At 36.5% G+C, this 22,134-nt stretch carries 28 protein-coding genes and 1 pseudogene; 22 read left to right on the top strand and 7 right to left on the bottom strand.

All coding sequences use genetic code 11. From position 1 onward, the window contains the following. Positions 1-234 precede the first annotated feature (234 nt). Genes ACFFHF_RS06720 through deoC form a run of 3 tightly spaced genes read left to right on the top strand, consistent with a single transcriptional unit; the run spans position 235 to position 1,544 of the window. Positions 235-408, top strand: coding sequence for a XapX domain-containing protein (locus ACFFHF_RS06720; RefSeq protein ID WP_340902151.1), 174 nt, complete (start codon positions 235-237; stop codon positions 406-408). Between the two features lie 36 nt (positions 409-444). Beyond that, a complete protein-coding gene (gene cdd / locus ACFFHF_RS06715) occupies positions 445-840 on the top strand; it encodes a cytidine deaminase (protein WP_340902153.1) in 396 nt (131 codons plus the stop codon). Between the two features lie 32 nt (positions 841-872). Then, the gene (deoC, locus tag ACFFHF_RS06710; protein WP_340902154.1) at positions 873-1,544 is read left to right on the top strand and encodes a deoxyribose-phosphate aldolase; all 672 of its coding nucleotides are present in this window, start codon (positions 873-875) and stop codon (positions 1,542-1,544) included. 717 nt (positions 1,545-2,261) lie between these two features. On the opposite strand, the gene ACFFHF_RS06705 is transcribed toward deoC, so the two are convergent. Further along, positions 2,262-2,462 carry a hypothetical protein gene (locus ACFFHF_RS06705; protein ID WP_340902155.1) on the bottom strand — a complete coding sequence of 67 codons (201 nt, stop codon included), beginning with the start codon at positions 2,460-2,462 and terminating at the stop codon, positions 2,262-2,264. A 140-nt stretch (positions 2,463-2,602) separates the two neighbouring features. Between ACFFHF_RS06705 and ACFFHF_RS06700 the strand changes: the two genes are divergently transcribed. Both ACFFHF_RS06700 and ACFFHF_RS06695 read left to right on the top strand, forming a co-directional pair. Then, positions 2,603-2,977, top strand: a complete 375-nt coding sequence (locus ACFFHF_RS06700; protein WP_340902157.1) for an SEC-C metal-binding domain-containing protein — start codon at positions 2,603-2,605, stop codon at positions 2,975-2,977. Positions 2,978-3,678: 701 nt separating this feature from the next. Continuing rightward, entirely contained in the window at positions 3,679-4,551 is an 873-nt protein-coding gene (locus ACFFHF_RS06695) for an AraC family transcriptional regulator (protein ID WP_340902159.1), read from the top strand. A 55-nt stretch (positions 4,552-4,606) separates the two neighbouring features. Here ACFFHF_RS06695 and ACFFHF_RS06690 read toward each other — a convergent pair whose 3' ends face one another. Then, on the bottom strand, positions 4,607-5,215 hold the full coding sequence (locus ACFFHF_RS06690; RefSeq protein ID WP_340902161.1) for a LysE family translocator: 609 nt from the start codon (positions 5,213-5,215) through the stop codon (positions 4,607-4,609). Between the two features lie 144 nt (positions 5,216-5,359). Between ACFFHF_RS06690 and ACFFHF_RS06685 the strand changes: the two genes are divergently transcribed. Continuing rightward, entirely contained in the window at positions 5,360-5,905 is a 546-nt protein-coding gene (locus ACFFHF_RS06685; RefSeq protein WP_340902163.1) for a helix-turn-helix domain-containing protein, read from the top strand. Between the two features lie 61 nt (positions 5,906-5,966). Here ACFFHF_RS06685 and ACFFHF_RS06680 read toward each other — a convergent pair whose 3' ends face one another. Further along, complete coding sequence (locus ACFFHF_RS06680) at positions 5,967-6,368, bottom strand: hypothetical protein (protein ID WP_340902165.1); 402 nt, start codon at positions 6,366-6,368, stop codon at positions 5,967-5,969. Between the two features lie 192 nt (positions 6,369-6,560). Here ACFFHF_RS06680 and ACFFHF_RS06675 point away from each other — a divergent pair, with 192 nt between their 5' ends. The 6 genes from ACFFHF_RS06675 (at position 6,561) to ACFFHF_RS06650 (ending at position 10,314) form a co-directional block, all read left to right on the top strand. Continuing rightward, positions 6,561-7,070, top strand: coding sequence for a hypothetical protein (locus ACFFHF_RS06675; RefSeq protein WP_340902167.1), 510 nt, complete (start codon positions 6,561-6,563; stop codon positions 7,068-7,070). Between the two features lie 161 nt (positions 7,071-7,231). Further along, positions 7,232-7,579 carry an immunity protein CdiI family protein gene (locus ACFFHF_RS06670; RefSeq protein WP_340902169.1) on the top strand — a complete coding sequence of 116 codons (348 nt, stop codon included), beginning with the start codon at positions 7,232-7,234 and terminating at the stop codon, positions 7,577-7,579. 116 nt (positions 7,580-7,695) lie between these two features. Next, positions 7,696-8,283, top strand: a complete 588-nt coding sequence (locus ACFFHF_RS06665) for a TetR/AcrR family transcriptional regulator (protein WP_340902171.1) — start codon at positions 7,696-7,698, stop codon at positions 8,281-8,283. A 105-nt stretch (positions 8,284-8,388) separates the two neighbouring features. Continuing rightward, the gene (gene nfsA / locus ACFFHF_RS06660; RefSeq protein ID WP_340902173.1) at positions 8,389-9,129 is read left to right on the top strand and encodes an oxygen-insensitive NADPH nitroreductase; all 741 of its coding nucleotides are present in this window, start codon (positions 8,389-8,391) and stop codon (positions 9,127-9,129) included. Between the two features lie 161 nt (positions 9,130-9,290). Beyond that, positions 9,291-9,755 (top strand): NUDIX domain-containing protein, encoded by a 465-nt coding sequence (locus ACFFHF_RS06655; protein ID WP_340902175.1) that lies wholly within the window; start codon positions 9,291-9,293, stop codon positions 9,753-9,755. A 40-nt stretch (positions 9,756-9,795) separates the two neighbouring features. Beyond that, positions 9,796-10,314 carry an NUDIX hydrolase gene (locus ACFFHF_RS06650; RefSeq protein ID WP_340902176.1) on the top strand — a complete coding sequence of 173 codons (519 nt, stop codon included), beginning with the start codon at positions 9,796-9,798 and terminating at the stop codon, positions 10,312-10,314. A 417-nt stretch (positions 10,315-10,731) separates the two neighbouring features. Here ACFFHF_RS06650 and ACFFHF_RS06645 read toward each other — a convergent pair whose 3' ends face one another. Further along, positions 10,732-11,610 (bottom strand): LysR family transcriptional regulator, encoded by an 879-nt coding sequence (locus tag ACFFHF_RS06645; RefSeq protein WP_340902178.1) that lies wholly within the window; start codon positions 11,608-11,610, stop codon positions 10,732-10,734. Positions 11,611-11,736: 126 nt separating this feature from the next. Here ACFFHF_RS06645 and ACFFHF_RS06640 point away from each other — a divergent pair, with 126 nt between their 5' ends. The 5 genes from ACFFHF_RS06640 to ACFFHF_RS06620 all read left to right on the top strand — a co-directional run bounded on the left by ACFFHF_RS06640 (position 11,737) and on the right by ACFFHF_RS06620 (position 15,870). Further along, positions 11,737-11,979, top strand: a complete 243-nt coding sequence (locus ACFFHF_RS06640) for a hypothetical protein (RefSeq protein ID WP_340902180.1) — start codon at positions 11,737-11,739, stop codon at positions 11,977-11,979. A gap of 22 nt (positions 11,980-12,001) precedes the next feature. Next, positions 12,002-12,868 (top strand): aldo/keto reductase, encoded by an 867-nt coding sequence (locus tag ACFFHF_RS06635; RefSeq protein WP_340902182.1) that lies wholly within the window; start codon positions 12,002-12,004, stop codon positions 12,866-12,868. A gap of 110 nt (positions 12,869-12,978) precedes the next feature. Next, positions 12,979-13,830 (top strand): aldo/keto reductase, encoded by an 852-nt coding sequence (locus ACFFHF_RS06630; protein ID WP_340902183.1) that lies wholly within the window; start codon positions 12,979-12,981, stop codon positions 13,828-13,830. Between the two features lie 91 nt (positions 13,831-13,921). Continuing rightward, entirely contained in the window at positions 13,922-14,521 is a 600-nt protein-coding gene (locus tag ACFFHF_RS06625) for a cyclophilin-like fold protein (RefSeq protein ID WP_340902185.1), read from the top strand. A gap of 146 nt (positions 14,522-14,667) precedes the next feature. Further along, entirely contained in the window at positions 14,668-15,870 is a 1,203-nt protein-coding gene (locus ACFFHF_RS06620) for an MFS transporter (protein ID WP_340902188.1), read from the top strand. Between the two features lie 190 nt (positions 15,871-16,060). On the opposite strand, the gene ACFFHF_RS06615 is transcribed toward ACFFHF_RS06620, so the two are convergent. Then, a complete protein-coding gene (locus tag ACFFHF_RS06615) occupies positions 16,061-16,297 on the bottom strand; it encodes a hypothetical protein (RefSeq protein ID WP_340902189.1) in 237 nt (78 codons plus the stop codon). Positions 16,298-16,788: 491 nt separating this feature from the next. Here ACFFHF_RS06615 and ACFFHF_RS06610 point away from each other — a divergent pair, with 491 nt between their 5' ends. Further along, the gene (locus ACFFHF_RS06610; protein ID WP_340902190.1) at positions 16,789-17,334 is read left to right on the top strand and encodes a GNAT family N-acetyltransferase; all 546 of its coding nucleotides are present in this window, start codon (positions 16,789-16,791) and stop codon (positions 17,332-17,334) included. 1,116 nt (positions 17,335-18,450) lie between these two features. Continuing rightward, positions 18,451-18,593 (top strand): annotated as a pseudogene (locus ACFFHF_RS06605) (GNAT family N-acetyltransferase); the annotation flags it as partial. Positions 18,594-18,635: 42 nt separating this feature from the next. Here ACFFHF_RS06605 and ACFFHF_RS06600 read toward each other — a convergent pair. Both ACFFHF_RS06600 and tgl read right to left on the bottom strand, forming a co-directional pair. Further along, positions 18,636-18,779: a YjcZ family sporulation protein gene (locus ACFFHF_RS06600; protein ID WP_160548301.1), complete on the bottom strand. Its 144-nt coding sequence runs from the start codon at positions 18,777-18,779 to the stop codon at positions 18,636-18,638. 165 nt (positions 18,780-18,944) lie between these two features. Then, entirely contained in the window at positions 18,945-19,775 is an 831-nt protein-coding gene (gene tgl / locus ACFFHF_RS06595; protein ID WP_340902193.1) for a spore coat transglutaminase TGL, read from the bottom strand. Positions 19,776-19,978: 203 nt separating this feature from the next. Between tgl and ACFFHF_RS06590 the strand changes: the two genes are divergently transcribed. From ACFFHF_RS06590 to ACFFHF_RS06580, 3 genes are all read left to right on the top strand, one after another. Then, the gene (locus tag ACFFHF_RS06590; protein ID WP_377057760.1) at positions 19,979-20,293 is read left to right on the top strand and encodes a hypothetical protein; all 315 of its coding nucleotides are present in this window, start codon (positions 19,979-19,981) and stop codon (positions 20,291-20,293) included. Positions 20,294-20,372: 79 nt separating this feature from the next. Then, a complete protein-coding gene (locus ACFFHF_RS06585; RefSeq protein WP_377057759.1) occupies positions 20,373-20,819 on the top strand; it encodes a hypothetical protein in 447 nt (148 codons plus the stop codon). Between the two features lie 158 nt (positions 20,820-20,977). Next, positions 20,978-21,973 carry an aldo/keto reductase gene (locus ACFFHF_RS06580; RefSeq protein WP_377057758.1) on the top strand — a complete coding sequence of 332 codons (996 nt, stop codon included), beginning with the start codon at positions 20,978-20,980 and terminating at the stop codon, positions 21,971-21,973. Positions 21,974-22,134 lie beyond the last annotated feature (161 nt).

Genomic DNA, 22,134 nt, shown 5'->3' with positions numbered 1-22,134 from the left:
TTGTCAGACGTCTGATAACGAATGTCCCGTTAATAAAGGTGACAATGAAATTTTTTTAGAAGAATTAGTAAGCGTTTTCTACAAAATTATAAATATATGATTTTAAAGTTTTACACTATGACATTATTTATCAATAGAAAACAGGGCCCAATGAGTGGCCTGACTTTTACCATTAGATGTCGGACATCCTACAACGTAAAGACTTTTATTTTTACGAAAAGAAGGAGAATGAAGATGAAGGAGTTACTTTTAAGTATTTTTGCAGGAATTGTAATAGGGGTTGTCTTTAAGTTCTTGCGTCTACCATTACCAGCTCCACCTGTGCTTGCAGGTGTATTAGGAGTTTTCGGTGTATACCTCGGTGGTGTACTAGTCGATTTTATTTTTAAAACTTTTACAAACTCATAATTGAAGAACTAACTCGAAGAGAAAGGGGGAGGAAGGATGAATCATCCATTCATGTTTGAAGAAGCAAAAAAAGCAAGAGAGAAGGCCTATGCTCCGTATTCAAAGTTTAAGGTGGGGGCGGCACTACGAACAAAAGATGGGAAGGTATACCATGGCTGTAATATTGAAAATGCAGCCTATTCGATGTGTAATTGTGCTGAGCGTACAGCGCTTTTTAGTGCTTATGCAAAAGGAGACAAGGAATTTGATCTGCTTGTTGTTGTGGCAGATACCAATCGTCCAATTCCACCCTGTGGTGCATGTCGCCAAGTGATTTCAGAGCTATGTGATCCAGATATGGCAGTGATTTTAACGAACTTAAAGGGCGACGTAGAGGAAATGACGGTTAAAGAACTAATACCAGGAGCATTTTCTCCAGAGGATTTAACATAAACAAATAAGTTCCAAAAGGAAAGGTGAAACGAATGACGAAAAATATTGCAAACATGATTGACCATACACTATTAAAAGCCGATGCTACAAAGGATCAGGTGGAAGTTCTCTGTCAAGTGGCGAAAATACATGGATTTTTCTCCGTTTGTGTAAATCCTACTTGGATAGAAACGGCAATCGAATTATTAAAGGGTTCTGATGTAAAAGTATGTACAGTCATTGGCTTTCCATTAGGGGCAACGACTACAGAGACAAAAAGTTTTGAAACGAAAGACGCAATTAAAAAAGGTGCTCATGAAGTGGATATGGTCATCAATATTGGTAAATTAAAAGACGGTGATGATCATGCTGTTGAACAGGATATCCGTGGAGTAGTGGAAGCAGCAGATGGGAAAGCACTAGTTAAAGTAATTATTGAAACAAGTTTACTGAGTGAAGAGGAAAAGGTCCGAGCTTGTAAGCTTGCTGTAAAAGCAGGAGCTGATTATGTGAAAACATCAACGGGCTTCTCGACTGGTGGAGCAACGGTTGAGGATATAAAACTCATGCGTGAAACCGTTGGTCCGGAAATCGGAGTGAAGGCCTCAGGTGGTGTTCGTAACCGAGAGGGTGTAGATTCAATGGTAGAAGCAGGTGCGACACGTATTGGAGCAAGTTCTAGTGTGGCGATTGTCCAAGGTGAAACAGGAAACAGTGCATATTAGTGCATTTAATTACAGGTTCAGGAACTCATGTAACATTGTGGCACATCCTAGAATCCTTTTATTTTTATAGGCAAAAAAATGAGTAAGTATTGCTAATAGACAGTTCAAAGGCCACCGAGATCCTCTCAGTGGCCTTTTGGATCTTTCCGATATAAGCTATCGTATAATGGACCTTTATCTCCACCAGGACCGGCGACGTCAATTGGATTTCCATAGGTTATTTCAATATTAATCCTAAAAGAGACTACCTATCATACTCTCTTTAATAAGTTTTACTTATTGTATTAAAGGGGTTGGGAGGCGAAACATGGAGAAAATCGTTTTATTGTTCAATAAAAACTTCGAAACTATGAATATAATTTAAAAAAGAGGGAATAATGAGTGTAAGACCATGTTAGAGATGAGGGATAGGAATGACTGAACAGGAGAAAAAATTATGTAATAAAACTACCATTATATTAGGTAAAGATACTAGCCAAATGAGGTTAAACGATATTATCGAGGAATTAGTTTATGTGATTGAACAAAAAAGTAACATTAAATCAGTAAACAGAGTTTCACAGAATTAGACAAGGTATGGTGATTAGTGCCTTTCTATTCCGAATGAGATGTGAAAAAGCCTACTAGGCAATGCTTGGTGCGGGAAATGCACAGATGTAACAGAGATGTTGCTTCTATAGTAGAAGATGAAAGAGGATAATAGTAAAAAAAATTCAATCAAACGTTTGATTGAATTTTTTTCTTGTTGTTTAATGAAGAATATTCGTCCATTTCCTCATGTGTAATCCCATAAGGAGCGCCGCCTTCGGTATACCCTGCAATGAAGGCGAAGGTTTCATCGGATTCTATATACGCTTCTAATTCTAGGTCTTTCATTCTTCTTTTTTCTCTTTTCTTTTCACTCTTCTTTTTCCCCAAGGATACATCCCTCTTCTTCACATGTTACTATGTTAAGTATAGCATTCTTAAGAATGCATGAAATTAAAGGGTTAGAAAAATACTGGAAGTGTCATAATGATAGATACATATAAATTAACAAATGATAGGAGTATAAGGTAATGGTTAACTATAGATTGAAATCTCAGATTCTCGATACAGTTGATAATCAATTAAAAGCAAATGATCCTAAATGTACAAAGAAAACCTTCAACCGTTTATTGAATTTAGGTTACGAGGCGGGTGAATCCAAAGAGATGATTGGTAGTATTCTTATAGAAGAAATGTATTATATCATGAAAAATAATGAGCCATTTAATGAAAAACGATATGCGAAAAAGCTAGCATTACTTCCAGACTATGTCGAGGAGAGTGAGGGCAGTTCTGACTCCACGGTTAACCTTCAGCCTGTAGAAGCTGCGCCTGCTATAGGTAGAAATGAACCATGTCCCTGTGGCAGTGGGAAAAAGTATAAAAAGTGCTGTTTAAGTAGCTGATATCCCTAATAATGCATCAATCTACCAAAGAAGATGAAAAAAATTCTTTAAGAGGGAACAGATATGCACATTAATGATTTTAAGAGTTATATAAACAAGACTATTTTAGATAGAGGGTACAACTATTACATGGAAGGACGTGTAGTAGACTCCTATAAACAATCAATTCTTCTTTTGATTGCTGGATATCAACCTAATCAAAAAATAAGGGAATGTATCTAGTAATTAGGCTATTTTAAGACAAATATATTTTAGGGTATAGTTAGAAAAGCACCCTATAAGAGCGGACCCTCAAGCACCCAGATGAGGGTATCACAAGATTTGAACATTAAGCGGAGAATTTTCCCTTAATTAAAAAATTTCACTGAAAATAGCCCAAATAGACGGAGAGATTCCGGCTATTGGCTCGAAAAACGTGAAAAAGGGTAATATTATTGTGCTTAACCGGAAAACCTCCGCTTATATACCCTGAAAAGCGCTCTACTCTGCAGTCTAACCGGAAAATCTCCGTTTATTTACAAACTTTCTGTAAGATTAAAGTTCTATAAAATTTAAATTGTTAGAATTATATAAATCCTAATATATTCCTACTCAAGTTACCACAAACCTAAAAGATGAGATGAAACCGACAAAATGGTGCACAGAATGTCGGACGGAACCATTCAACTCCTGTTATTCTATTGATGAAAGGAGGTCATATAATGGATTTGCTTAAGAGCATGAATGATTCAATGAAGTATATCGAGGATAACCTCACTAACGAAATAGACTTCGAAGTGGTGGCTAGGGTCGCTCATTGTTCTGAATATCATTTTAAACGAATGTTTTCTTTTCTTGCAGGTATAACATTATCAGAATACATTCGCCGTAGACGATTGAGCTTGGCAGCATTTGAACTTACAAATAGTCAATTGAAAATAATTGATATTGCGCTTAAATATGGATACAATTCACCGGATTCCTTTACTAGAGCTTTTCAAAATTTACATGGGGTAACCCCATCAGAAGCAAGAAATGATGGACAGCCATTAAAAGCTTTTCCTCCAATGACCTTCCAATTATCAATTAGAGGAGGAAACGAAATGAATTACCGTATCGAACAAAAAGACGCATTTAACATAGTGGGTATTATGAAAAGAGTTCCAATTATTTTTGAAGGGGAAAACCCGGAAATTACACGGATGTGGAAATCTTTGACTATGGAAAAAATAGATCAACTAAAAAAATTGTCTAATGTTGAACCTCTAGGGATGATTCAAGCCTCAACAAACTTTTCGGATGGTCGTATGGAAGAAAAAGGCGAGCTTGATCAGTATATTGGGGTGGCAACAACACAAGACTACCCTCAAAATTTTTCAAAACTTGAAGTTCCTGCTTTAACATGGGCAATATTTGAAACTACTGGTCCTTTTCCTGATACCCTACAGGAAACTTGGGGAAGGATTTATTCTGAGTGGTTTCCATCTTCCAATTATCATGTAACAGAAGGACCCGAAATTTTGTCGATCAAAAGTAAGGATTTAACTTCACCATCAGTAAAAAGCGAAATTTGGATTCCAGTTTTGAAAAAGTAAAATCAAATTTTAGATCGTTGAGCTGTTTCTGCAGCTCTTTTTTTATTTTTCTATCTTAATTCGGTTTATCTAAAGCTAACTTTAATCCAAATCCAATTAAGACAAGCCCCGTAGCTTTATCCATGATCTTTTGTACTTTTGGAGCCAGTAGCCATTCACGTAAATAGTTGATAAAAAAGACATAAATAAAAAACCAAGAAATAGACAGAAGTGTGTATATCACACCCATTATTATCAGGTGCTGGGTTGCATGTTCTCCTGTTTTCACAAATTGGGGTAAAAATGTTAAGAAGAACATCGCAACTTTTGGATTCAGTACATTCGAAAATAAACCTTGTTTAAAAGCGGATTTATTTTGTTTATCAACACTTGCAGATGCCTTCTTTTTCCTTGAGATAAAGGAAGACAATCCTAGGTATATTAAGTAAATGGCACCAATGTATTTAACCGTTTCGAATGCAACAGCAGACTGCATCAAAATAGCTGAAAGTCCAAAAGCAGCAGCGAATGTATGGACTAATGAGCCAGTTGTAATACCTAGAGCCATTTTGTAACCATCTTTTCTTCCGTCCGTAATGGTCCTTTTTGTAATAAGTGCTGTATCAATCCCTGGACTCATAACAACAAATAACGAAAGGACTAGGAACGTAAAAAACTCATTCATTCTCCTCACTCCTTACTGACTTGTAAAACATCATTTGATAAAATAATATTTAACACTTGTTAAGTATAGTTTAACAGAGATTTGAATTTATGTTAACTATAATTTAATAAAATTAAATTACGTTTAATATTAAGGGGTAAATGAATGGAAAATATAGATATTGGTAGAAAAGTTGAGAAATTTAGAAAAGCCAAAGGGTGGAGCAGTAGAGAATTAGCAAAAATAGCAGAAATAACACCTTCCATGTTAAGTCAGATTGAACGGGGGTTAGCAAATCCCTCCATTCAGACTTTAAAGGTTTTAGCCAAAGCCCTTGATGTTCCCACCTTTAGTTTTTTACTTGAAGAATCTAATACCGAAGATTTAGTTGTTAGATCAACTGATCGTAAGAAAATGGTTGTTGAAAACCTTTCATATGAGTTAGTGTCGCCTGAATTTACAGGAACACTGGCTAGCGCGATTATGAATGTACCTCCAAATACATCTTCGTCTGAGAAACTTTTGGAACATAAAGGGGAAGAAGTTGCATTTGTTCTACAAGGGAAAATTAAAGTGTTTTTAGATAATGAAGAATATATATTAGAAACCGGTGATAGTGTCAAAATACCAGCTTATATGAAACATAAATGGGAAAATAATTTCACTGAAAATGCCGTCATTCTATTTTCGGTAACTCCACCAGCGTTTTAACTAAATAAGCAGGTTTATTTAATAAGGATATGAACAATTATGTAAATAAAAAGTACAAACCTTATGGCCTGTACCCGTAAGAAAAACCAAAAATAAACATAAAAAATAAAAAGATCGCAGCTGATGGAACCATACTTAATAACACTAATAGCCTTGTTGTCTTACCTTGCACGCTTTTAAACCATTTGTAATAGATAAAAAGGAGAAGGAGCGATAGAGGCCAGAAATAATAATCAACCATCGTATATACCCAACCGGAATTTTCATCCCAGTAAGAATCTGGCACAGGAGTGATATTCTCATATTCTTTATCGATTTTATTTTTAATGGTGATAAAGATATAAGAAATAATAGAGTAATAAACGACGATAGTAACTTTAACCCACCAAAACAAGTTTCTATTAAGAGTTACTATTATGAAGATTATTCCCAAAAGCACGTATAGTCCTGTGTATTGCCCCATATTAATCACCTCTTTATATACATTACCAAATATTTGTAATAATTCCCATAAATTAAAGGCTTTTATTATATCGTTTGTTAATAATTCCTGTAATGAAGGGGTTTTTTGACTAATGGGCAAGTTAAGCTTAGAAGTAAATTTTGAAACTTCCTTACATAGTGAGCCGTAATTTAATAGAAGGGAAGTGATTAGTTGGAAGAGAAAAAGTTTTATAATTCAAGAATTTATATGTTTGTCATATTAATTGTTTCTGGTCCTTTGTTCATTATGATGGCAACGGGTATTTATTCTAATTTAGGTAATGAAATGAATTGGCGTTATTGGGCAGTTCTGATTTTTAGTTCATTATTTGCGATGCTTTTTTTATATATGGTTGTTTATTCGTTTAAACAATTAATAAATCCAACATTACTTATAACTGTGACGGAAACAGGTGTAATTGTCGAGAAAGATAAAAGAAACGTTGAAATTGGATGGGGTGATATAGAATCCTATATGATTTGTCGAAGGCCAAGCCAGAGTAGCAACTCTGTTTATTTTTATATATTCCTGAAAGCTGGAATCACCTCTACCACTATTCCTAAGGAGCTGAAAATTGAATATCATTTTATGAAAGACTCCAAGAAACTGAAAGCAGCTTTCGACGAAAGGGATATTAAAGAACTTCCACCTGATTATGAAGTCGTTAAAAACATTAAATGAGGATTGTTATAAAAATAAGCAATGGAGACAGGATTCTTCTATAAAGGGAAATCGCCTTTTCTTATTCGACTAAGAGCAGGTTAGTGGAAGAAGGATATGCAAACTAATCGAGTTGAATATATACTAATAATAATAAAAAGTTTTCCTCAGAGGAGCCGAAAATGAAGTGTTTTTGTGAACAACAAGAAACATACAAGTTAAAGGTCGAAGGCGATGTTGGAGCTGATCCTATTTGGTGCAATCAATGTGGCTGTAATTTTGATTTAGATGATATTCCAATTTCAAATGAACTAAAAAGAGAATTGAGCGAGTGGGCAACAAAGTATGGTGAATGGGTTGATTGGGACTTAGATCAAATAATTGAAAATGGTGTTGAAATAGAAGAGGAACATAACAGACAAGGTGCTTATTTAACAGAAAAAGTTAAGTTAGAGCTCAGAGGTAAATATAAAATAAAGTTTTCACCTTCGTTAATGGGAAGAAGGTATGCAAATAATAAAAGTCTTTAACTCTAGGGTAAATGGTAGGCGTATCGTTCAAATGGAGGACGTGATTTCAATTATTGACTGAACGTTACAAAATATATATACTGTGTTTAACATTACTTTTTAAGAAAGGAGACAACATGAGTAAAAGTGGAAGACCTCGTGAATTTAATAAGCCTGAAGTGCTTGATGCAGCAATGAATGTTTTTTGGTTAAAAGGGTATGAAGCATGCTCTACTGAGGATTTATGCAGCAGTACAGGGCTTGGTCGTGGAAGCTTATATAATACGTTTGGAAGTAAACATGAATTGTATGAGCAAACCCTCCAACGTTATCATGAGCACTGGATTCAGGTGCAAACCGCCATTTTGGAACAGCCTGGTCCTGTAAAAGAAAGACTGCGTGGTCTGTTGGAATGGGCAGTGGAAAAGGATTTTGAGGACTCGAGTAAAGGCTGTTTTTTAATTAATGCCACTATGGAGCGTGGTCGAACTGACTCCATTGTAGAGGTTTGGTCTAATCGTCATGTAGAATGTCTGGAAAGTGTTCTCAATCGTGTGATAGAGAAAGGAATAGAATCCGGAGAAATCACATCGGATAGATCGGCACTAGAGTTGTCAAGGACATTTATATGTAGTTACTATGGTCTACGAACTCTCAACGTCACTACACAAAATCGTGATATGGCGGAACAAATCGTCGAGGGTACTATGGCAAACATCTATTAGTTGAGTTTGCTGTTTTTTTTGCAATAATTTTGTACTGTTTATTCAAAAATTAATTAGGCTACAATCAAAAGCAAAAAATATTTTAAAGTAGAAGGAGAAATAAAAATGAACCAAACTATTGAAACCATCTTAAACCATGTTTCTGTTCGTTCTTTTACTAATCAAGCTTTAACAGAGGAGCAAATTAGGCAGCTAGTTACTGCAGCACAAGCAGCATCATCTGCAAGTTTTCAGCAAGCATATTCCATTATCGGTGTAACTGATCAAGAACTAAAACAGAAAATAGCAGAACTCGCAGGGAATCAACCATTTATAGCAGAGGGCGGACACTTTTTCGTGTTTTGTGCGGATGTAAATCGTCATAAACAAATGGCAGAAGAATTAGACATGGATATCACAGAGACAATTGAGGGAATAGATGCTGCTCTCGTAGGTGCTATAGATGCTACATTGGCAGCCCAAAACTTGGTCATTGCTGCAGAATCCATGGGATTAGGTGTATGTTATATTGGTGGAGTTAGAGATGGAATAATAAAAATATCTGAGTTGCTTGATATTCCTGAGTATGTTTTCCCTGTCTTTGGACTCGTCGTTGGTTATCCAGCTGAACGTAATGACAGTAAGCCTAGAATTCCATTTGAAGGTATTTATCACACAAATCGTTATAACAGCCATACAAAAGAGATAATTAAACAATATGACGAGACTACTAAATTGTATTATGCAAATCGTACTGGAAGAAAATCGAATCGTACATGGTCTGAATCAGCAATTGGAAGTTTTGCGCGTCTTCCTAGATCCTTTATGAAAGATTTCTTAAATGGTAGAGGATGGGCAAAACGTTAAAGTAGTAAACTGGTTTTTAAACTAAAGGAGCTTTCCTTCAGTCGATACAGTTGCCATAGGCAGCTGTATTTTTCTTTTTTCTTATTGTAGAAAAGAGGCAGTTTTATGAAATAAGTGTCAATCAAACATATGGTAAAATTAGGGTAGAGGAGGGGGCATATATGAATATTAGAAACTCAGCAAAAGCAATAATACTTAAAGACAATAAACTCTTACTAACAAAAAATAAGGATGAAGAAGGTTATTTTTATCTTTTTCCTGGTGGAGGGCAAGAGCACGGAGAAACGATTCATAGTACTTTAACTAGAGAGTGTATTGAAGAGATTGGGGAACTAGTAGAAATTAAAGAGCTCCTTCATATTAGAGAGTATATAGGTAAAAACCACGAACATTCTTCTTTCGATTTTAATGTTCATCAAGTTGAATATTACTTCATTTGTAACCTTATTAATGGACTAAATAATTATGGATCACCAACTAATCCTGACAGTCACCAAGTGGGAGTTGAATGGGTTCAAATTAACGATTTACTAGATTATAGAATATATCCGAAGGAGTTAAGAAAATACATAGTAAGATATTCTAAGAATGAAAAATCTCCTGTTTATTTGGGAGATATAAACTAGATAAAGGGCGATTCTTCATAATTAAATAAGGAGTTTAGCAATGGAAAAGTGGGATTTATTTGATAAGCATCGTAATAAAATAGAGAAACAAATAACTCGTGGAGATGAAATGACACCAGATGAGTTTCATTTAGTAGTACACGTATGTATATTTAATTCAAAAGGAGAAATGCTTATTCAGCAGCGTCAGCCCTTTAAGCAAGGATGGTCGAACCTTTGGGATATCACCTGTGGTGGTAGTGCAGTTGCAGGCGATACAAGTCAGCAGGCTGCTTCAAGAGAGTTATTCGAGGAGTTGGGAATTCATTATAACTTTGAAAAGGTTCGTCCACAATTTACTATTAACTTTGAACGTGGCTTTGATGATTATTATTTAATTGAATATGACTTTGATTTGAATGATTTGACTTTACAGACTGAAGAGGTGCAAGCAGTTAAATGGGCTTCTAAAGAGGAAATCTTAGAGCTAATCGAACTAAAACAATTTATACCATATTATGAGAGTATCATTGCGTTTCTTTTTGAGGGTCGACATCATTATGGTTCTATTCGTCTTTAAATGAAACGTGCAAGAAAGTTTGGACTCGAACTAAAAGCCACTAACACTGTAAAATCAGTGTTAGTGGCTTTCCTTTATAAAAGTAAAGCCTTTCTCTTGTGTCGCTATAGGGGCTGATTTCTTTAATAAGATTGAATGGAATAAGGGGGATCTTATGCGAGACAGGGATTCCGTTGTAAAAAATAGGAAGATAAAAGGGTTGGTTTAATTAAAAGAAATAGAGATGTTTGTGTGTAGTTCTTCAGACTAAAAAAGCTGATGTCCTTTTCCAAGAGAGACAAAGGATATCAGCTTTTTTATGATGGAGCAAATTTTATAAACTAGCATGGTTAGTAGGTCTTTTAAAAGTACCTTTTACTTCATAGGAATAATTTGGATAATATTAAAACAGGATTATTGATGAAAGAGCTACTCAACTTAGAACATACTACGCTGAATTTGCTCTAAGAACACTTTTGCAGCTTTTGTAAACATCTGATACTTTTTCCAGACAAGATAAAGTCCTGTTTCCAGCTTCGGCTCCAATGGACGGAAGCAGAGATTCCGGTCCCCTTCTGTATTAACTAGCTTGTCAAAGGTAAAAGCATGACCGAGCCCAGCTTCTACCATCATGGCAGGTGTCGTTATCAGATTGAAAGTGGAAACGATATTCAGATTTTGGGAATCATCTCCCAACCATCCGGACAGAACATTTCCACCCTGTTGCTGATGGGCAACAAGTACCGGTTGATTCTTTATGTCTTCTGGACTAATGGAGTTTAGCTTTGCCAAAGGGCTGTCCTTTCGCATCAGGACACCAAAAATATCATTCACCGGAAGCCTGAGATAATCATATTTTTGCAAATCTACTGGCTCAACCAGAACTCCGAAATCAAGTAATCCTTTATTAAGCTGATCTGTTACCTCTATGGTACTGCCACTGAAAATATCATATTGGATCTGTGGATGAGTTTCTCTGAGTGACAGCATGGCATCAGCCATAAGCCGCATGGCATGGGTCTCAGCTGCACCTATGTGAACCACTCCACTGATCACTTCATCAAAGGAGGACAGTTCTGTTTCTGTCCTTTCTACCAATTCGATGATTTCTTTTGCCCTCTTGCGAAGGAACATCCCTTCTTCTGTCAGATTTATTTTTCGGCTTCCACGTTCAAACAGCTTTTTACCTACTTCTTGCTCAAGTTCGGTTAGCTGTCTTGAAAGATTTGGTTGAGAAGTGTTCAAAACCTCGGCAGCTCTTGTTATGCTTTCTTCCTGTGCAACAGCAAGGAAATATTTCAAAATTCGGATATCCATCAGACCACCTCCGTTATCTTTATTAAACCATAACAATCCATAAATAAAAAGTATGGGAATTCATGTGATATAAGTATTTGTAATTCTATCTTTTCCGAGCATAATTAAGGTATAGGAGGTGTGAAGTTGAATAGTCCAATTGTTGATGAGCAGGAGATACTTCTTGCTTTTGAGGAGTTAGGAATGGAACCGGAGATGATTGAACAATTCATTGAAAGCTTCCGTTTGGGACAGAGGGATAAAGGAAGGCGGATTCTGACGTCCTATCGTTTCAAACTTCTATCTGATGTTCATGCGAAACAAGACAAGTTGTACTGTATGGATTTTTTAATCAGAAAACTAAAATCAAACAAAGCCCTTGAATGGTAAAGGTTGAAAGGAGAAAAAAAACATGATTTTTAATGAAACTTATACACTATCTAACGGAGTGAAAATCCCAAAGTTGGGTCTGGGAACTTGGAATATTGAAGATGATAAGGCTGCGCAGGCAGTTAGAGATGCAATTGAAATTGGCTATCGCCACATTGATACAGCACAGGGTTATATGAATGAGCGAGGTGTTGGAGAAGGGATCCGCACGTGCGGCTTCGCTCGTGAAGAGATTTTTGTGACTACCAAGCTCCAAGCTGACATCAAGTCCTACAACGAGGCAGTTGCTGCTATCAATGATTCACTGAAAAAGATGGAACTTGATTATATCGACCTGATGATTATCCACAGTCCTCAACCGTGGAAAGAGTTCCGTGAGGGCGAGCATTTCTTTGAGGGAAACTTAGAAGTATGGCGTGCACTTGAAGAAGCATACAAGGAAGGCAAACTGCGTGCTATCGGCGTCTCCAACTTTGAACAGGTGGATTTAAATAATATTCTGGAAAACGGTACCGTCGAACCTGTCGTTAATCAAGTGCTTGCTCATGTAAGTAACACACCATTTGAGTTGATTGATTATTGCCAAAGCAAAGGGATTCTAGTAGAGGCATATTCTCCTGTGGCACATGGTGAGCTGCTGAAGAATCAGGAGATTGCGGCTATGGCTGAAAAGTATGGAGTAACTATACCACAATTGTGCATTCGCTACTGCTTGCAACTTGGTCTGTTACCTCTACCTAAATCAGCAAACCCAGATCATATCCGTAGCAATGCTGCCGTGGATTTTGAGATTTCTGATGCAGATATGGACGTGTTGAAAAATGCCGAGCGTATCAAGGATTATGGTGAGGCAAGCATTTACCCGGTGTTTGGTGGAAAGCTGAAATAAGGCTGCATTAGTAGAATGGAAGTCCTTTGTATGAGAAATATCATATAAAGGACTTTTATAATAACAATGAACATCATTATTCTATCAATATTCCAATAGGAGGGAATCCGATGGTAAATAAAGTAGGAATCAACGATAGAAAGGTTTTCCCTATCGGTATAGGAACTTGGAAAGTTGGCAATCGCTTGGCGGATGAAGCTAGAGAAATAGAAGCTTTAAAAGTTGGGTTAGATGCAGGTGCACAAGTGATTGATACCGCAGAAACATATGGAGATGGACTTTCTGAAACACTTGTTGGAAAAGCAATTCAAGGATATAAAAGAGATTCTCTATATTTAGTGTCTAAGGTTTTACCAGAAAATGCCTCCAGGAGATATCTACCTATCAGCTTAGAGAATACACTAGAAAGGCTACAAGTTAACTATCTAGATATGTATTTACTCCATTGGAAAAGCTCGATTCCTTTGCGTGAAACAGTTGAAGCGATGGAAGAGATGAGAGCTGCTGGAAAAATCAAAGCCTGGGGCGTATCGAATTTTGATACAGCTGATTTAAAACGATTATTCACTTTACCTCATGGAACAAATTGTTTGACGAATCAAGTTAAGTACAATCTAATTTATCGTGGAATTGAATATGATTTGATTCCTTACATGAAACAGCAACACATGCCATTAATGGCTTACTCCCCAGTGGTTAAAGGGAAATTTGGACGATTTAATCTCCAACAACAAAACATTCTAGAAGAAGTAGCCTCCAATCATCAAGCAACTATCCAACAAATATTAATCGCATGGAGTATTCGAGATGGCAATACCATTTCGATCCCTAAATCAAGTAATTCTGCACACATGCTGGAAAATATTAAATCTGCACAAATCAATCTCACCACTGATGAACTTGGTAAGATTGATACAGTATTTCGTAAACCTACGTCAAAGGAATCGTTGGCTTTGTGGTAAACAGCACTATTGATAGGTAAAAATGTTTTGAGTCATTTGTAATACGATCTGTTGAGATTCGATTAAAAGTTACTTTTTAGGAGAAATGAACATGAAATTAAGTAAAACGATACTATTGTTAGGCATGTGTTTGTTTTTAATTGGTTTAGTCGCTTGTAGTGGTACAGAAAACTCAACTGCTAGCCTATCAGGGGAAACTAAGAGTGATACACAAGAAGAAAGATCTACGGATAGTAATTCGAACACATCGACGAACAACCAACCAACGGAAACTAGGAGCAATACACAAGAAGAAAGCTCCATGAATAGTAATTCGAGAACGCCGTCCGACAATAAAATAACGATACGTATCGGTGAAAATGCGTTTACCGTCGATTTATACGACAATCCAACGGCAAATGACCTTATGTCTCGATTGCCGCTTACCTTAGAAGTTAATAATTATCCTGGATATGATGAAAAAGTTGTTAGACTATCAAACCCGCTTTCAATGAAAGGTGCGCCTCGTGGCGACGAGCCAGAGATTCCTGAAGTTGGTTATTACGAGCCTGGTCAATGGATTGCGCTCTATTATGGTTATATTGGTTACTGGCCTGGAAAAGTTCCACTGGGACGAATTAACGCGAGTATAGACGAGCTTCGTGCAATCCCAGACAACGCATCGGTGACAATTGAAATAGTAAAGGATTAACGGGACAAAAAATATCAATAAAAAGTTAATCCAAATCCACTACATTTCTAGCCTGGTTTTACCAATCGTTGCCGACTCACAAACGGCTGTTGATTAATCGTTCGGTGATGATTTTTTGTTGTGGGAGTACAAAGGAGGTATATTTTGTGGCTAAACAAAACAACTTGCTAATATTTATATTAGCGATCGGTGCTTTCGGACTTATTAATACTGAACTGGGAATGATGGGAATCCTGCCATTCGTTGCTGAACACTTTAATGTCAGTGTATCAAAGGCAGGATGGTTGGTGAGTCTTTTTGCCCTCGTCGTCGCCATTTCAGCCCCAATTATTCCTTTATTACTTTCGGGGTTTAATCGGAAGAAGATCATGTTACTCGTACTTGGCGTATTTGTTCTAGGGAACATCGTTTCCATATTTACAGACAACTTTACCATTGCATTAATTGCTCGCGCAGTTCCAGCCTTTTTTCATCCGGCGTTTTTTTCTTTAGCTTTCACAGTTGCTGCTGCCTCGGTAAGCAATGAGGAATCTCCAAAAGCTATTGCTAAAGTATTTATAGGAGTATCTGCCGGTATGGTTATCGGTACACCGATCGCTACGTTTATTGCTAGTTCCATTTCTTTCCCAATGGCGATGGTATTCAATGCTGTTGTAAACGCTGTAGCATTCATTGCAATATTAGTATTTGTACCATCTATGCCCGTTAAGGAAAGACTTTCTTACGGAGCACAACTATCCGTATTAAAAAGACCAATGGTTTGGCACTCCATTCTGGCAGCCATTTTCATTAATTCAGCCATAACTGGGGTGTACAGTTATTTTTCTGAGTATCTGAAAACGGGAATGAATTTGTCTCCGAGTATCATTACAATCATGTTATTCATATACGGTGGAGCCAATATTATAGGAAACATCGTGGCAGGAAAGTTGCTTACTAATAATGCTATTAAAACGGTATTAGCTTTTCCTTTTGCCTTGGGAGCTGTTTACATCATGTTATTCCTGTTTGGACAGTTGACGGTACCTATGTTTATCTCTACTTTCTTATGGGGAATTGTAGCTGGAGCAGGAGGTAATATTCTTCAATATTGGGTTGTGTCATCAGCGCCCGAAGCTCCAGAGTTTTCTAATGGACTATTTCTAACATCAGGAAACTTGGGGATCGCAGTGGGTACCGCAGCAGGTGGATTATTTATATCGCAATTAGGTACACAATATTTCTTATTAGTAGGCTTTTTATCGTTATTATTATGCTTGGCATTTATTTTAATAAGATACTACATGTATAGTCCTGTAAAACAAATGGGGAATGGAAATTTCACAGTTGAAAGAACCGAAACAATGTAAGGTCCATCCAAACTAACACCATAGTGCACAGGGTTCTTAAGCCGTTTGTCCACATTGTGGGGCTTTCCTTTAAGATAGGCTGCTAATTTTAGTAGTCTTTTTTACTTGAACTAAAGGGGCAGTTTTGTACAAGATGAAATACATCATTTATTGTGTTCAAGCTTATTGTTCACAAAGCTATTAGAACTATTTAAAGACTAAATATAAAAATTAAGAAGAATCCAATCGAAAGAATTGAGTAAAGAAGTGCTTTTTTTAACTGGTTTGCATTTAAGTATTCAAATGCACGTACCCCATTGTAAATAGAGATACCTATATAACAAAAGATTAAACTGACACTAAATTTCTCCATTAGTAAAGAGAAGATAATTAGTATTAGTAAAACAAACCCTGTAACTTTTTGAACTAACTGGAATGTTCTGTTCATAATAATCACCTCATTACCAGATTAACGTGGCAGGATAGTTCAAGTTAAACTTACTATTTTTGGTACCTATTTAATGAAAAACATAATGCTATTATTAAAAATAGAAAACCTAGAGTTGAACCAAAGATTGGTGAATATTCAAATAGCGGTCTTAATGATACCCCACCTAAGAAGAAAGATGTTGAGAGTAAAATAAATAGCACAGTCCAATTTTTATTTTTAATCATTGTTCTCGCTCCTTTTCAGTTATTTACGAATGAAAACGGAAGGGGTTTCAAAAATTTTCACTGAATTAAAATACACCAGTAAGGGTGGGTTATTTAAATTGTGAAGAAATGTACTTAAAGAAACGGGGGCATTTATCCAAGAAGGATTGACGCCTCTTTTTGTTGAATTTCCTTATTGTAGAAAAGGGGTAGCTTGTTGAATAAGAACAACATACTTTTGCCCAATCAGAATAAAATGGTAGTAAAAGATTTTGGAGGGGTTTTATGAAGCTAGTAGGGGAACAAATTTATCTTCGATTTTTTAAAACTTCTGATGCCAGCGAGTTAGCAAACTTACAAACTAGAAATCGTGAATTTTTTCAACGAGTTAGCCCATTACTCCCAGAAGCCTTTTATACAGAAGATCATCAAAGAATACGCATTGAACGGGTATTAAAAAAGACAGATGAAGGGCAATTATATGCTTTTGGAATCTTTTTAAAGGCCACCGATAAACTGATCGGAGACATTTCATTAACTCAAATTGCAAGGGGAGACCTCCAAAGCTGTTATACGGGATTTACTTTAGATAAGGAATATAACGGAAAGGGCTATACAACAGAAGCTCTTCAACTTGTTGTAGACTTTGCTTTTAGAGAATTAAAACTACATAGAATTGAAGCAGGAGCTATGCCTGACAATCTAGCATCTATTCGAGTATTAGAAAAAGTAGGATTTAAAAAAGAAGGTATAGCTAAAGAGAATCTAAGAATTAACGGCAAATGGACAGATCATCAAATATTAGCTATCATCAACAGCTTGGATGTGTAAGCTCATTCCACATCCGATAATATGCTTTGTTCCAAGAAGGATTAAAGCCATTTTTGTTGAAGTTACTGTACAAAATGAGCAGTTTTGTGGAATAAGACAAACCAGATCACTCATATCTTTATGAAAAAAATAGGGTGTGATCAGCCATGAAGAATCATAATGTAGTTTTCTATACAATTAGAGGTTCGACAATTAAAAAGTTTATTATACTTGATTGTATTACTGGTACAGGTATATATTATGCGTTAAAAATCATAACTTCTAGTATACTTGTTGGAGTTGTTGGAAGCATGGTTTGTACAGGAGGTATTAAAAGAGCGTATTGTAAATACATCACATAAGCAAACAGGGCTGTTAATCCATAACGGATTAACGCTTTTTTGTTATCTTATTAAGCAATAATGGCAGCTTACTTCAAAAAGGCCCAAAAAACATTGGATGACTTGTAAAATAGTCAATAGGGATGAGTTGATTTATATAACTTCGGAGGCATTAATTCCATAGGATTTATGCTTCTTTTTGTTGGATTTCCTTATTGGTAGAAAAAGAGCAGTTTAGTAGAGGAATTAGTTGAAACCTTCTTTTGGAACTAGAGGGGCAGCATTCTCTTAATGGAAAAATCGGAGGATTTTGTATAAGAAATTGAATTACCTCAATAGGAATGCTAACCTTTGTTTCACTTGTGACGTAAACAAATAAATAAGGGAGATGTTTTGAGTCATGTTTGAATTATTAGTCGCATTAGGAGATTTCTTTAGCTCATGGTCATGGGTCTTTGAAAAAAGAACCCAGATGAGGGTATCGGGAGGGTTTGATCATTAAGCGGAGAATTTTCGCTTAATTAAGAAATTGCACTGAAAATAGCTCAAATAGACGGAGAGATTCCGGCTATTGACTCGAAAAACGTGAAAATGGGTAATATTATTTTGCTTAACCGGAAAACCTCCGCTTATATACCATGAAAAGAGCTCTACTCTGCCGTCTAACCGGAAAAGCTCCGTTTATTTTCAAATTCTTTGTAAGATTAAATGCTTCACTATAGATTCAACGTAGCTTAGTTGAGTTATCATGCCATGAATGGGTTTACCATTGACGATTTGGACCAAAACATCCAGAGCTATTCCTGACAATATAGCATCTATTCGTGTATTAGAAAAATTTAAAAAAGATGGTATAGCTAAAGGAAATCTAAGAATTAATGGTAAATGGACAGATCATCACTATTTGCTATCATCAACAGCTTGGAAAATAAAAATTGAGGCTTGAGGATAGTTCCTCAAGCCAGTAGGTTGTTTATTATTTTAGCATTTACTATAGCAAAAACTTGCACCTACAATGATGAGTAAAATAAACAATACGACAATTAAGATAAAATCGTTTCGATTATCAGGACAGACAGGATATGCACATCCATAATCAAAAGCAGGAGCGGTATAGGTAGGCATTGGGGCCATATTTGGAGGAACATTAGCTCCAAGAGTCGGTGCTGCGTTAACGTTTGGATACATGATTACACTTCCCTTCGTGTAATGAATTTCTCTATATTATACTCTCGGAGGGGAATTTGGAGCCCGTCTATAAAAAAATGGGTGAATGTCATGGATTGTGTATTACATGGAATAATAAAGATAGTGAGCATATGAAATAGAGCTTTTGTTATGGTGCACGATCGGACGCTGCATTTTGTATGCTCGACCGTTTCTATTCCAACTGGCCACTCTGTATAAATACTTAAAAGATGGCCTTGTCACCAACTTTGTTATATAAGCTGATTGATGACTACCCGGTTTTCTTTTTTCATTAAGAATTCGAATCATTTCTTCGGATGTTCTTATATTAAATCCATGTCCAAACAGCGTACCATCATTAAGGAGAACGGCATTAACACCTCTGAAATGTGGTGTTCTTCGATCAAAGTCAGGATTATTAACGTACAGGACATCTCCAGGTAAAAAGTGATTGGAATAAAAGGTATTGATCCCTAGGTCTGTATCTGTATGCCAGCTGTAAAGATATAGATCTCGAAACAGTGAATTAAATAAATGGCTACCAATGCTATTCAATATGGCATGGTAATAGATGATTGGAATAGCTGTTGCACATTCAAATGCATAGAGTGAACTGTTCCGATAAATATCCAGAATCGCATCTGACGGTTGCACATCGGGTCTTAATAGGAACCCGCCTCCCCTTGTTAATTGCCAATACCTGGGGTTGCAGCGGGCATAAGCAAAGGTTGTAAACACTGCTTGACTATTATTCATTTTTTTCGCACTTTGGATAATGTTCTTTCGCACTTGAAGCTCAAACCATAATTCATGCTCGGAATAATAAGAATATAAAAAGGAAGCATTCTGCATCTGTTGAATTATTGTTTTCTCCATACTCCCAAGTTGCCAATTTTCATTTGGTTGAAACGGGACCCCTGATATTTGGATCATACAAATCCCCCATTCCTATACGCTTTCATTTTCATTCATATCTATCGTATTCTCATTTTTTATTAATCATGATAATTATTCATGTGGGTCAAGGGTATGCGTAAATAGGCCACACCTGTTTTCTCACAGCTAAACAAACGAAAGAAATAGAGAATTTTCACCTATCCTTCAAACACCCATAAACTGAAATTAGGGTGATGAATATGCAAAAACAAAACCAGATGGAGATTTCTTCTATTCATCAAAAGTATTTTCGTCCATCTTGCTTGAAAGCTTTAAATGTAAGATTCGGTGGGGAATTCTATTCCCTTTTTTCTGAAAAGCCTCATGACCAAATCCACTTACCGCCTGAATGGCTTCGAACTCCGGAAGATACCCTTCTTAACTATTTTAGCATCCTGCGTGAAGCTGAAAATCTAGGAGGGAGGAGTTGCGGTACGGTAGGTCAGGCACGTACTCCATTTCCAATTGCTTATAATTTTCTGTCTAGAGAGTATCAAAAAAAAATCAAGCTTTGATGAATATTTTGATTCGATTGCTGGGATCGGGCATACGAGTTTAATCAAGCTTTTTTACGTACCTGATGGAAAAAATGGATTGAAATTTTTTTACGAAATGGAAACGATTGAGGGGTTTAAAGGGAAGCGAGCGGAGTATTTTGGTTATTCCTATGGATTTATATATCTTGTATATGAAAAAGAGGGTTTTAAAATATCGGATATGAGTAAGTTTGAAGAGGATTTTTTATGTGCACCCTATCATGGTTGGGACCATGATGGGGAAGCAGTCGTCGAAGTGAAATATGGGGAATGGTGCAAATTAATACAACAAATTTACCCCACTGTGAGAGAGGGATACTTTAAACATATTTATTTTAAAGGTACGGATGGAGCAGATTATTGGTTTATATATGTTACATTGACGAATGGAACGGATGTAGAAATTGCTCAATTTCGGAGATTCATCAATGAAGAGTGGAAACAGGTTAACATCAAGCCGGAAGAAGAGTGTTTAACGAGGTTTGAGCGAGTCAAAGAGTCGTAGCTGCGGCTCTTTTTTTTGTTCGACTCATGAAGGGAGGCTGAATATGCATCCAAAGAGGATTAGGCAAACATTGAAGACGAATAGGTAAGAGGTTTTTTGTTAAATTGCTTATAATTAATATTGTTTAAATCTAAATCTTAAATCTGGAGTGAATATAAATGAATTATGTAAAATTAGGAAACACAGGATTAGATGTTTCAAGAATTTGCCTTGGAACAATGGGTTTTGGGGTTGCTGAACGTTGGGTTCATCCTTGGGTACAAGATGAAGAAAAAAGCCGCACGATTATCAAAAAAGCACTTGATTTAGGCATTAATTTCTTTGATACGGCGAATGTATATAGCGACGGAACAAGTGAAGAAATCCTTGGTCGTGCGTTAAAAGATTATGCGAATCGTGATGAAGTCGTTCTGGCCACAAAGGTATATTTTCCAATGGGTAATGATTTAAACAGTAAGCGTCCGAACAGCAAAGGGCTCTCACGTAAAGCGATTATGACGGAGATTGATCATAGTTTAAAACGTCTTGAAACCGATTATATCGATCTTTACCAAATTCATCGTTGGGATTATAGCACTCCTATTGAAGAAACAATGGAAGCATTGCATGACCTTGTGAAATCTGGAAAAGTCAGATATATCGGAGCTTCCGCAATGTACGCGTGGCAATTTTTAAAAGCAAATCATGTAGCAGAGAAAAACGGTTGGACAAAGTTTGTTAGCATGCAAAACCATTTGAATCTTATCTACCGAGAGGAAGAGCGTGAAATGCTTCCGTTATGCCTTGACCAAGGAATTGGTGTGATTCCATACAGCCCGCTTGCCTCAGGCAGGTTAACGCGTGACAAATCAGAAAAAACACATCGTTCCGAAACGGACAAAACGCAAAAATCAAAATATGATGCTATGGCGGATGCGGATCAAATCATCATTGATCGAGTGGCAGAACTATCGCAAAAATATAATGTGTCTCGTTCTCAAATAGCGCTTAGCTGGTTGCTCCAAAAAGAACCTGTAACAGCTCCGATTGTTGGCGCGACAAAGATAAGCCATCTAGAAGATGCTGTAGGAGCACTTTCTGTTTCGTTAACACCTGAAGAGGTAGTCTATTTGGAAGAACCATATGTTCCACATCCAGTTGTTGGCGCTATATAAGAATTAATGAACTCCCTTTTCTAAGAGGGAGGCCTGGTAGTGTCAAAAGTTCTATGAAAACTATGTAAAGTATTAGATCACTTCCATTGGGGGGACGTGAGGCCCCGCAATCGCTCTTGACAAACAGTCGAAAAAGGTTGCGATAAAAGTATCAAGGGCGA

The organism is Robertmurraya beringensis, assembly GCF_042433785.1.
GTDB lineage: Bacteria > Bacillota > Bacilli > Bacillales > Cytobacillaceae > Robertmurraya_A > Robertmurraya_A beringensis.
Note: the sequence above shows the minus strand (reverse complement) of the source record. Positions and strands in the feature narration are given on the sequence as shown.

Excerpts from the sequence above, each read along its gene's own strand:
- ACFFHF_RS06580 (WP_377057758.1), top strand. The coding sequence starts at position 20,978 with ATGAATTATGTAAAATTAGGAAACACAGGATTAGATGTTTCAAGAATT.
- ACFFHF_RS06700 (WP_340902157.1), top strand. The coding sequence starts at position 2,603 with ATGGTTAACTATAGATTGAAATCTCAGATTCTCGATACAGTTGATAAT.
- ACFFHF_RS06665 (WP_340902171.1), top strand. The coding sequence starts at position 7,696 with ATGAGTAAAAGTGGAAGACCTCGTGAATTTAATAAGCCTGAAGTGCTT.
- ACFFHF_RS06630 (WP_340902183.1), top strand. The coding sequence starts at position 12,979 with ATGGTAAATAAAGTAGGAATCAACGATAGAAAGGTTTTCCCTATCGGT.
- ACFFHF_RS06635 (WP_340902182.1), top strand. The coding sequence starts at position 12,002 with ATGATTTTTAATGAAACTTATACACTATCTAACGGAGTGAAAATCCCA.
- ACFFHF_RS06650 (WP_340902176.1), top strand. The coding sequence starts at position 9,796 with ATGGAAAAGTGGGATTTATTTGATAAGCATCGTAATAAAATAGAGAAA.
- ACFFHF_RS06690 (WP_340902161.1), bottom strand. The coding sequence starts at position 5,215 with ATGAATGAGTTTTTTACGTTCCTAGTCCTTTCGTTATTTGTTGTTATG.
- ACFFHF_RS06610 (WP_340902190.1), top strand. The coding sequence starts at position 16,789 with ATGAAGCTAGTAGGGGAACAAATTTATCTTCGATTTTTTAAAACTTCT.
- cdd (WP_340902153.1), top strand. The coding sequence starts at position 445 with ATGAATCATCCATTCATGTTTGAAGAAGCAAAAAAAGCAAGAGAGAAG.
- ACFFHF_RS06615 (WP_340902189.1), bottom strand. The coding sequence starts at position 16,297 with ATGAACAGAACATTCCAGTTAGTTCAAAAAGTTACAGGGTTTGTTTTA.
- ACFFHF_RS06680 (WP_340902165.1), bottom strand. The coding sequence starts at position 6,368 with ATGGGGCAATACACAGGACTATACGTGCTTTTGGGAATAATCTTCATA.
- ACFFHF_RS06625 (WP_340902185.1), top strand. The coding sequence starts at position 13,922 with ATGAAATTAAGTAAAACGATACTATTGTTAGGCATGTGTTTGTTTTTA.
- nfsA (WP_340902173.1), top strand. The coding sequence starts at position 8,389 with ATGAACCAAACTATTGAAACCATCTTAAACCATGTTTCTGTTCGTTCT.
- ACFFHF_RS06695 (WP_340902159.1), top strand. The coding sequence starts at position 3,679 with ATGGATTTGCTTAAGAGCATGAATGATTCAATGAAGTATATCGAGGAT.
- ACFFHF_RS06645 (WP_340902178.1), bottom strand. The coding sequence starts at position 11,610 with ATGGATATCCGAATTTTGAAATATTTCCTTGCTGTTGCACAGGAAGAA.
- ACFFHF_RS06720 (WP_340902151.1), top strand. The coding sequence starts at position 235 with ATGAAGGAGTTACTTTTAAGTATTTTTGCAGGAATTGTAATAGGGGTT.
- ACFFHF_RS06655 (WP_340902175.1), top strand. The coding sequence starts at position 9,291 with ATGAATATTAGAAACTCAGCAAAAGCAATAATACTTAAAGACAATAAA.
- deoC (WP_340902154.1), top strand. The coding sequence starts at position 873 with ATGACGAAAAATATTGCAAACATGATTGACCATACACTATTAAAAGCC.
- ACFFHF_RS06685 (WP_340902163.1), top strand. The coding sequence starts at position 5,360 with ATGGAAAATATAGATATTGGTAGAAAAGTTGAGAAATTTAGAAAAGCC.
- ACFFHF_RS06670 (WP_340902169.1), top strand. The coding sequence starts at position 7,232 with ATGAAGTGTTTTTGTGAACAACAAGAAACATACAAGTTAAAGGTCGAA.
- tgl (WP_340902193.1), bottom strand. The coding sequence starts at position 19,775 with ATGATCCAAATATCAGGGGTCCCGTTTCAACCAAATGAAAATTGGCAA.
- ACFFHF_RS06590 (WP_377057760.1), top strand. The coding sequence starts at position 19,979 with ATGCAAAAACAAAACCAGATGGAGATTTCTTCTATTCATCAAAAGTAT.
- ACFFHF_RS06600 (WP_160548301.1), bottom strand. The coding sequence starts at position 18,779 with ATGCCTACCTATACCGCTCCTGCTTTTGATTATGGATGTGCATATCCT.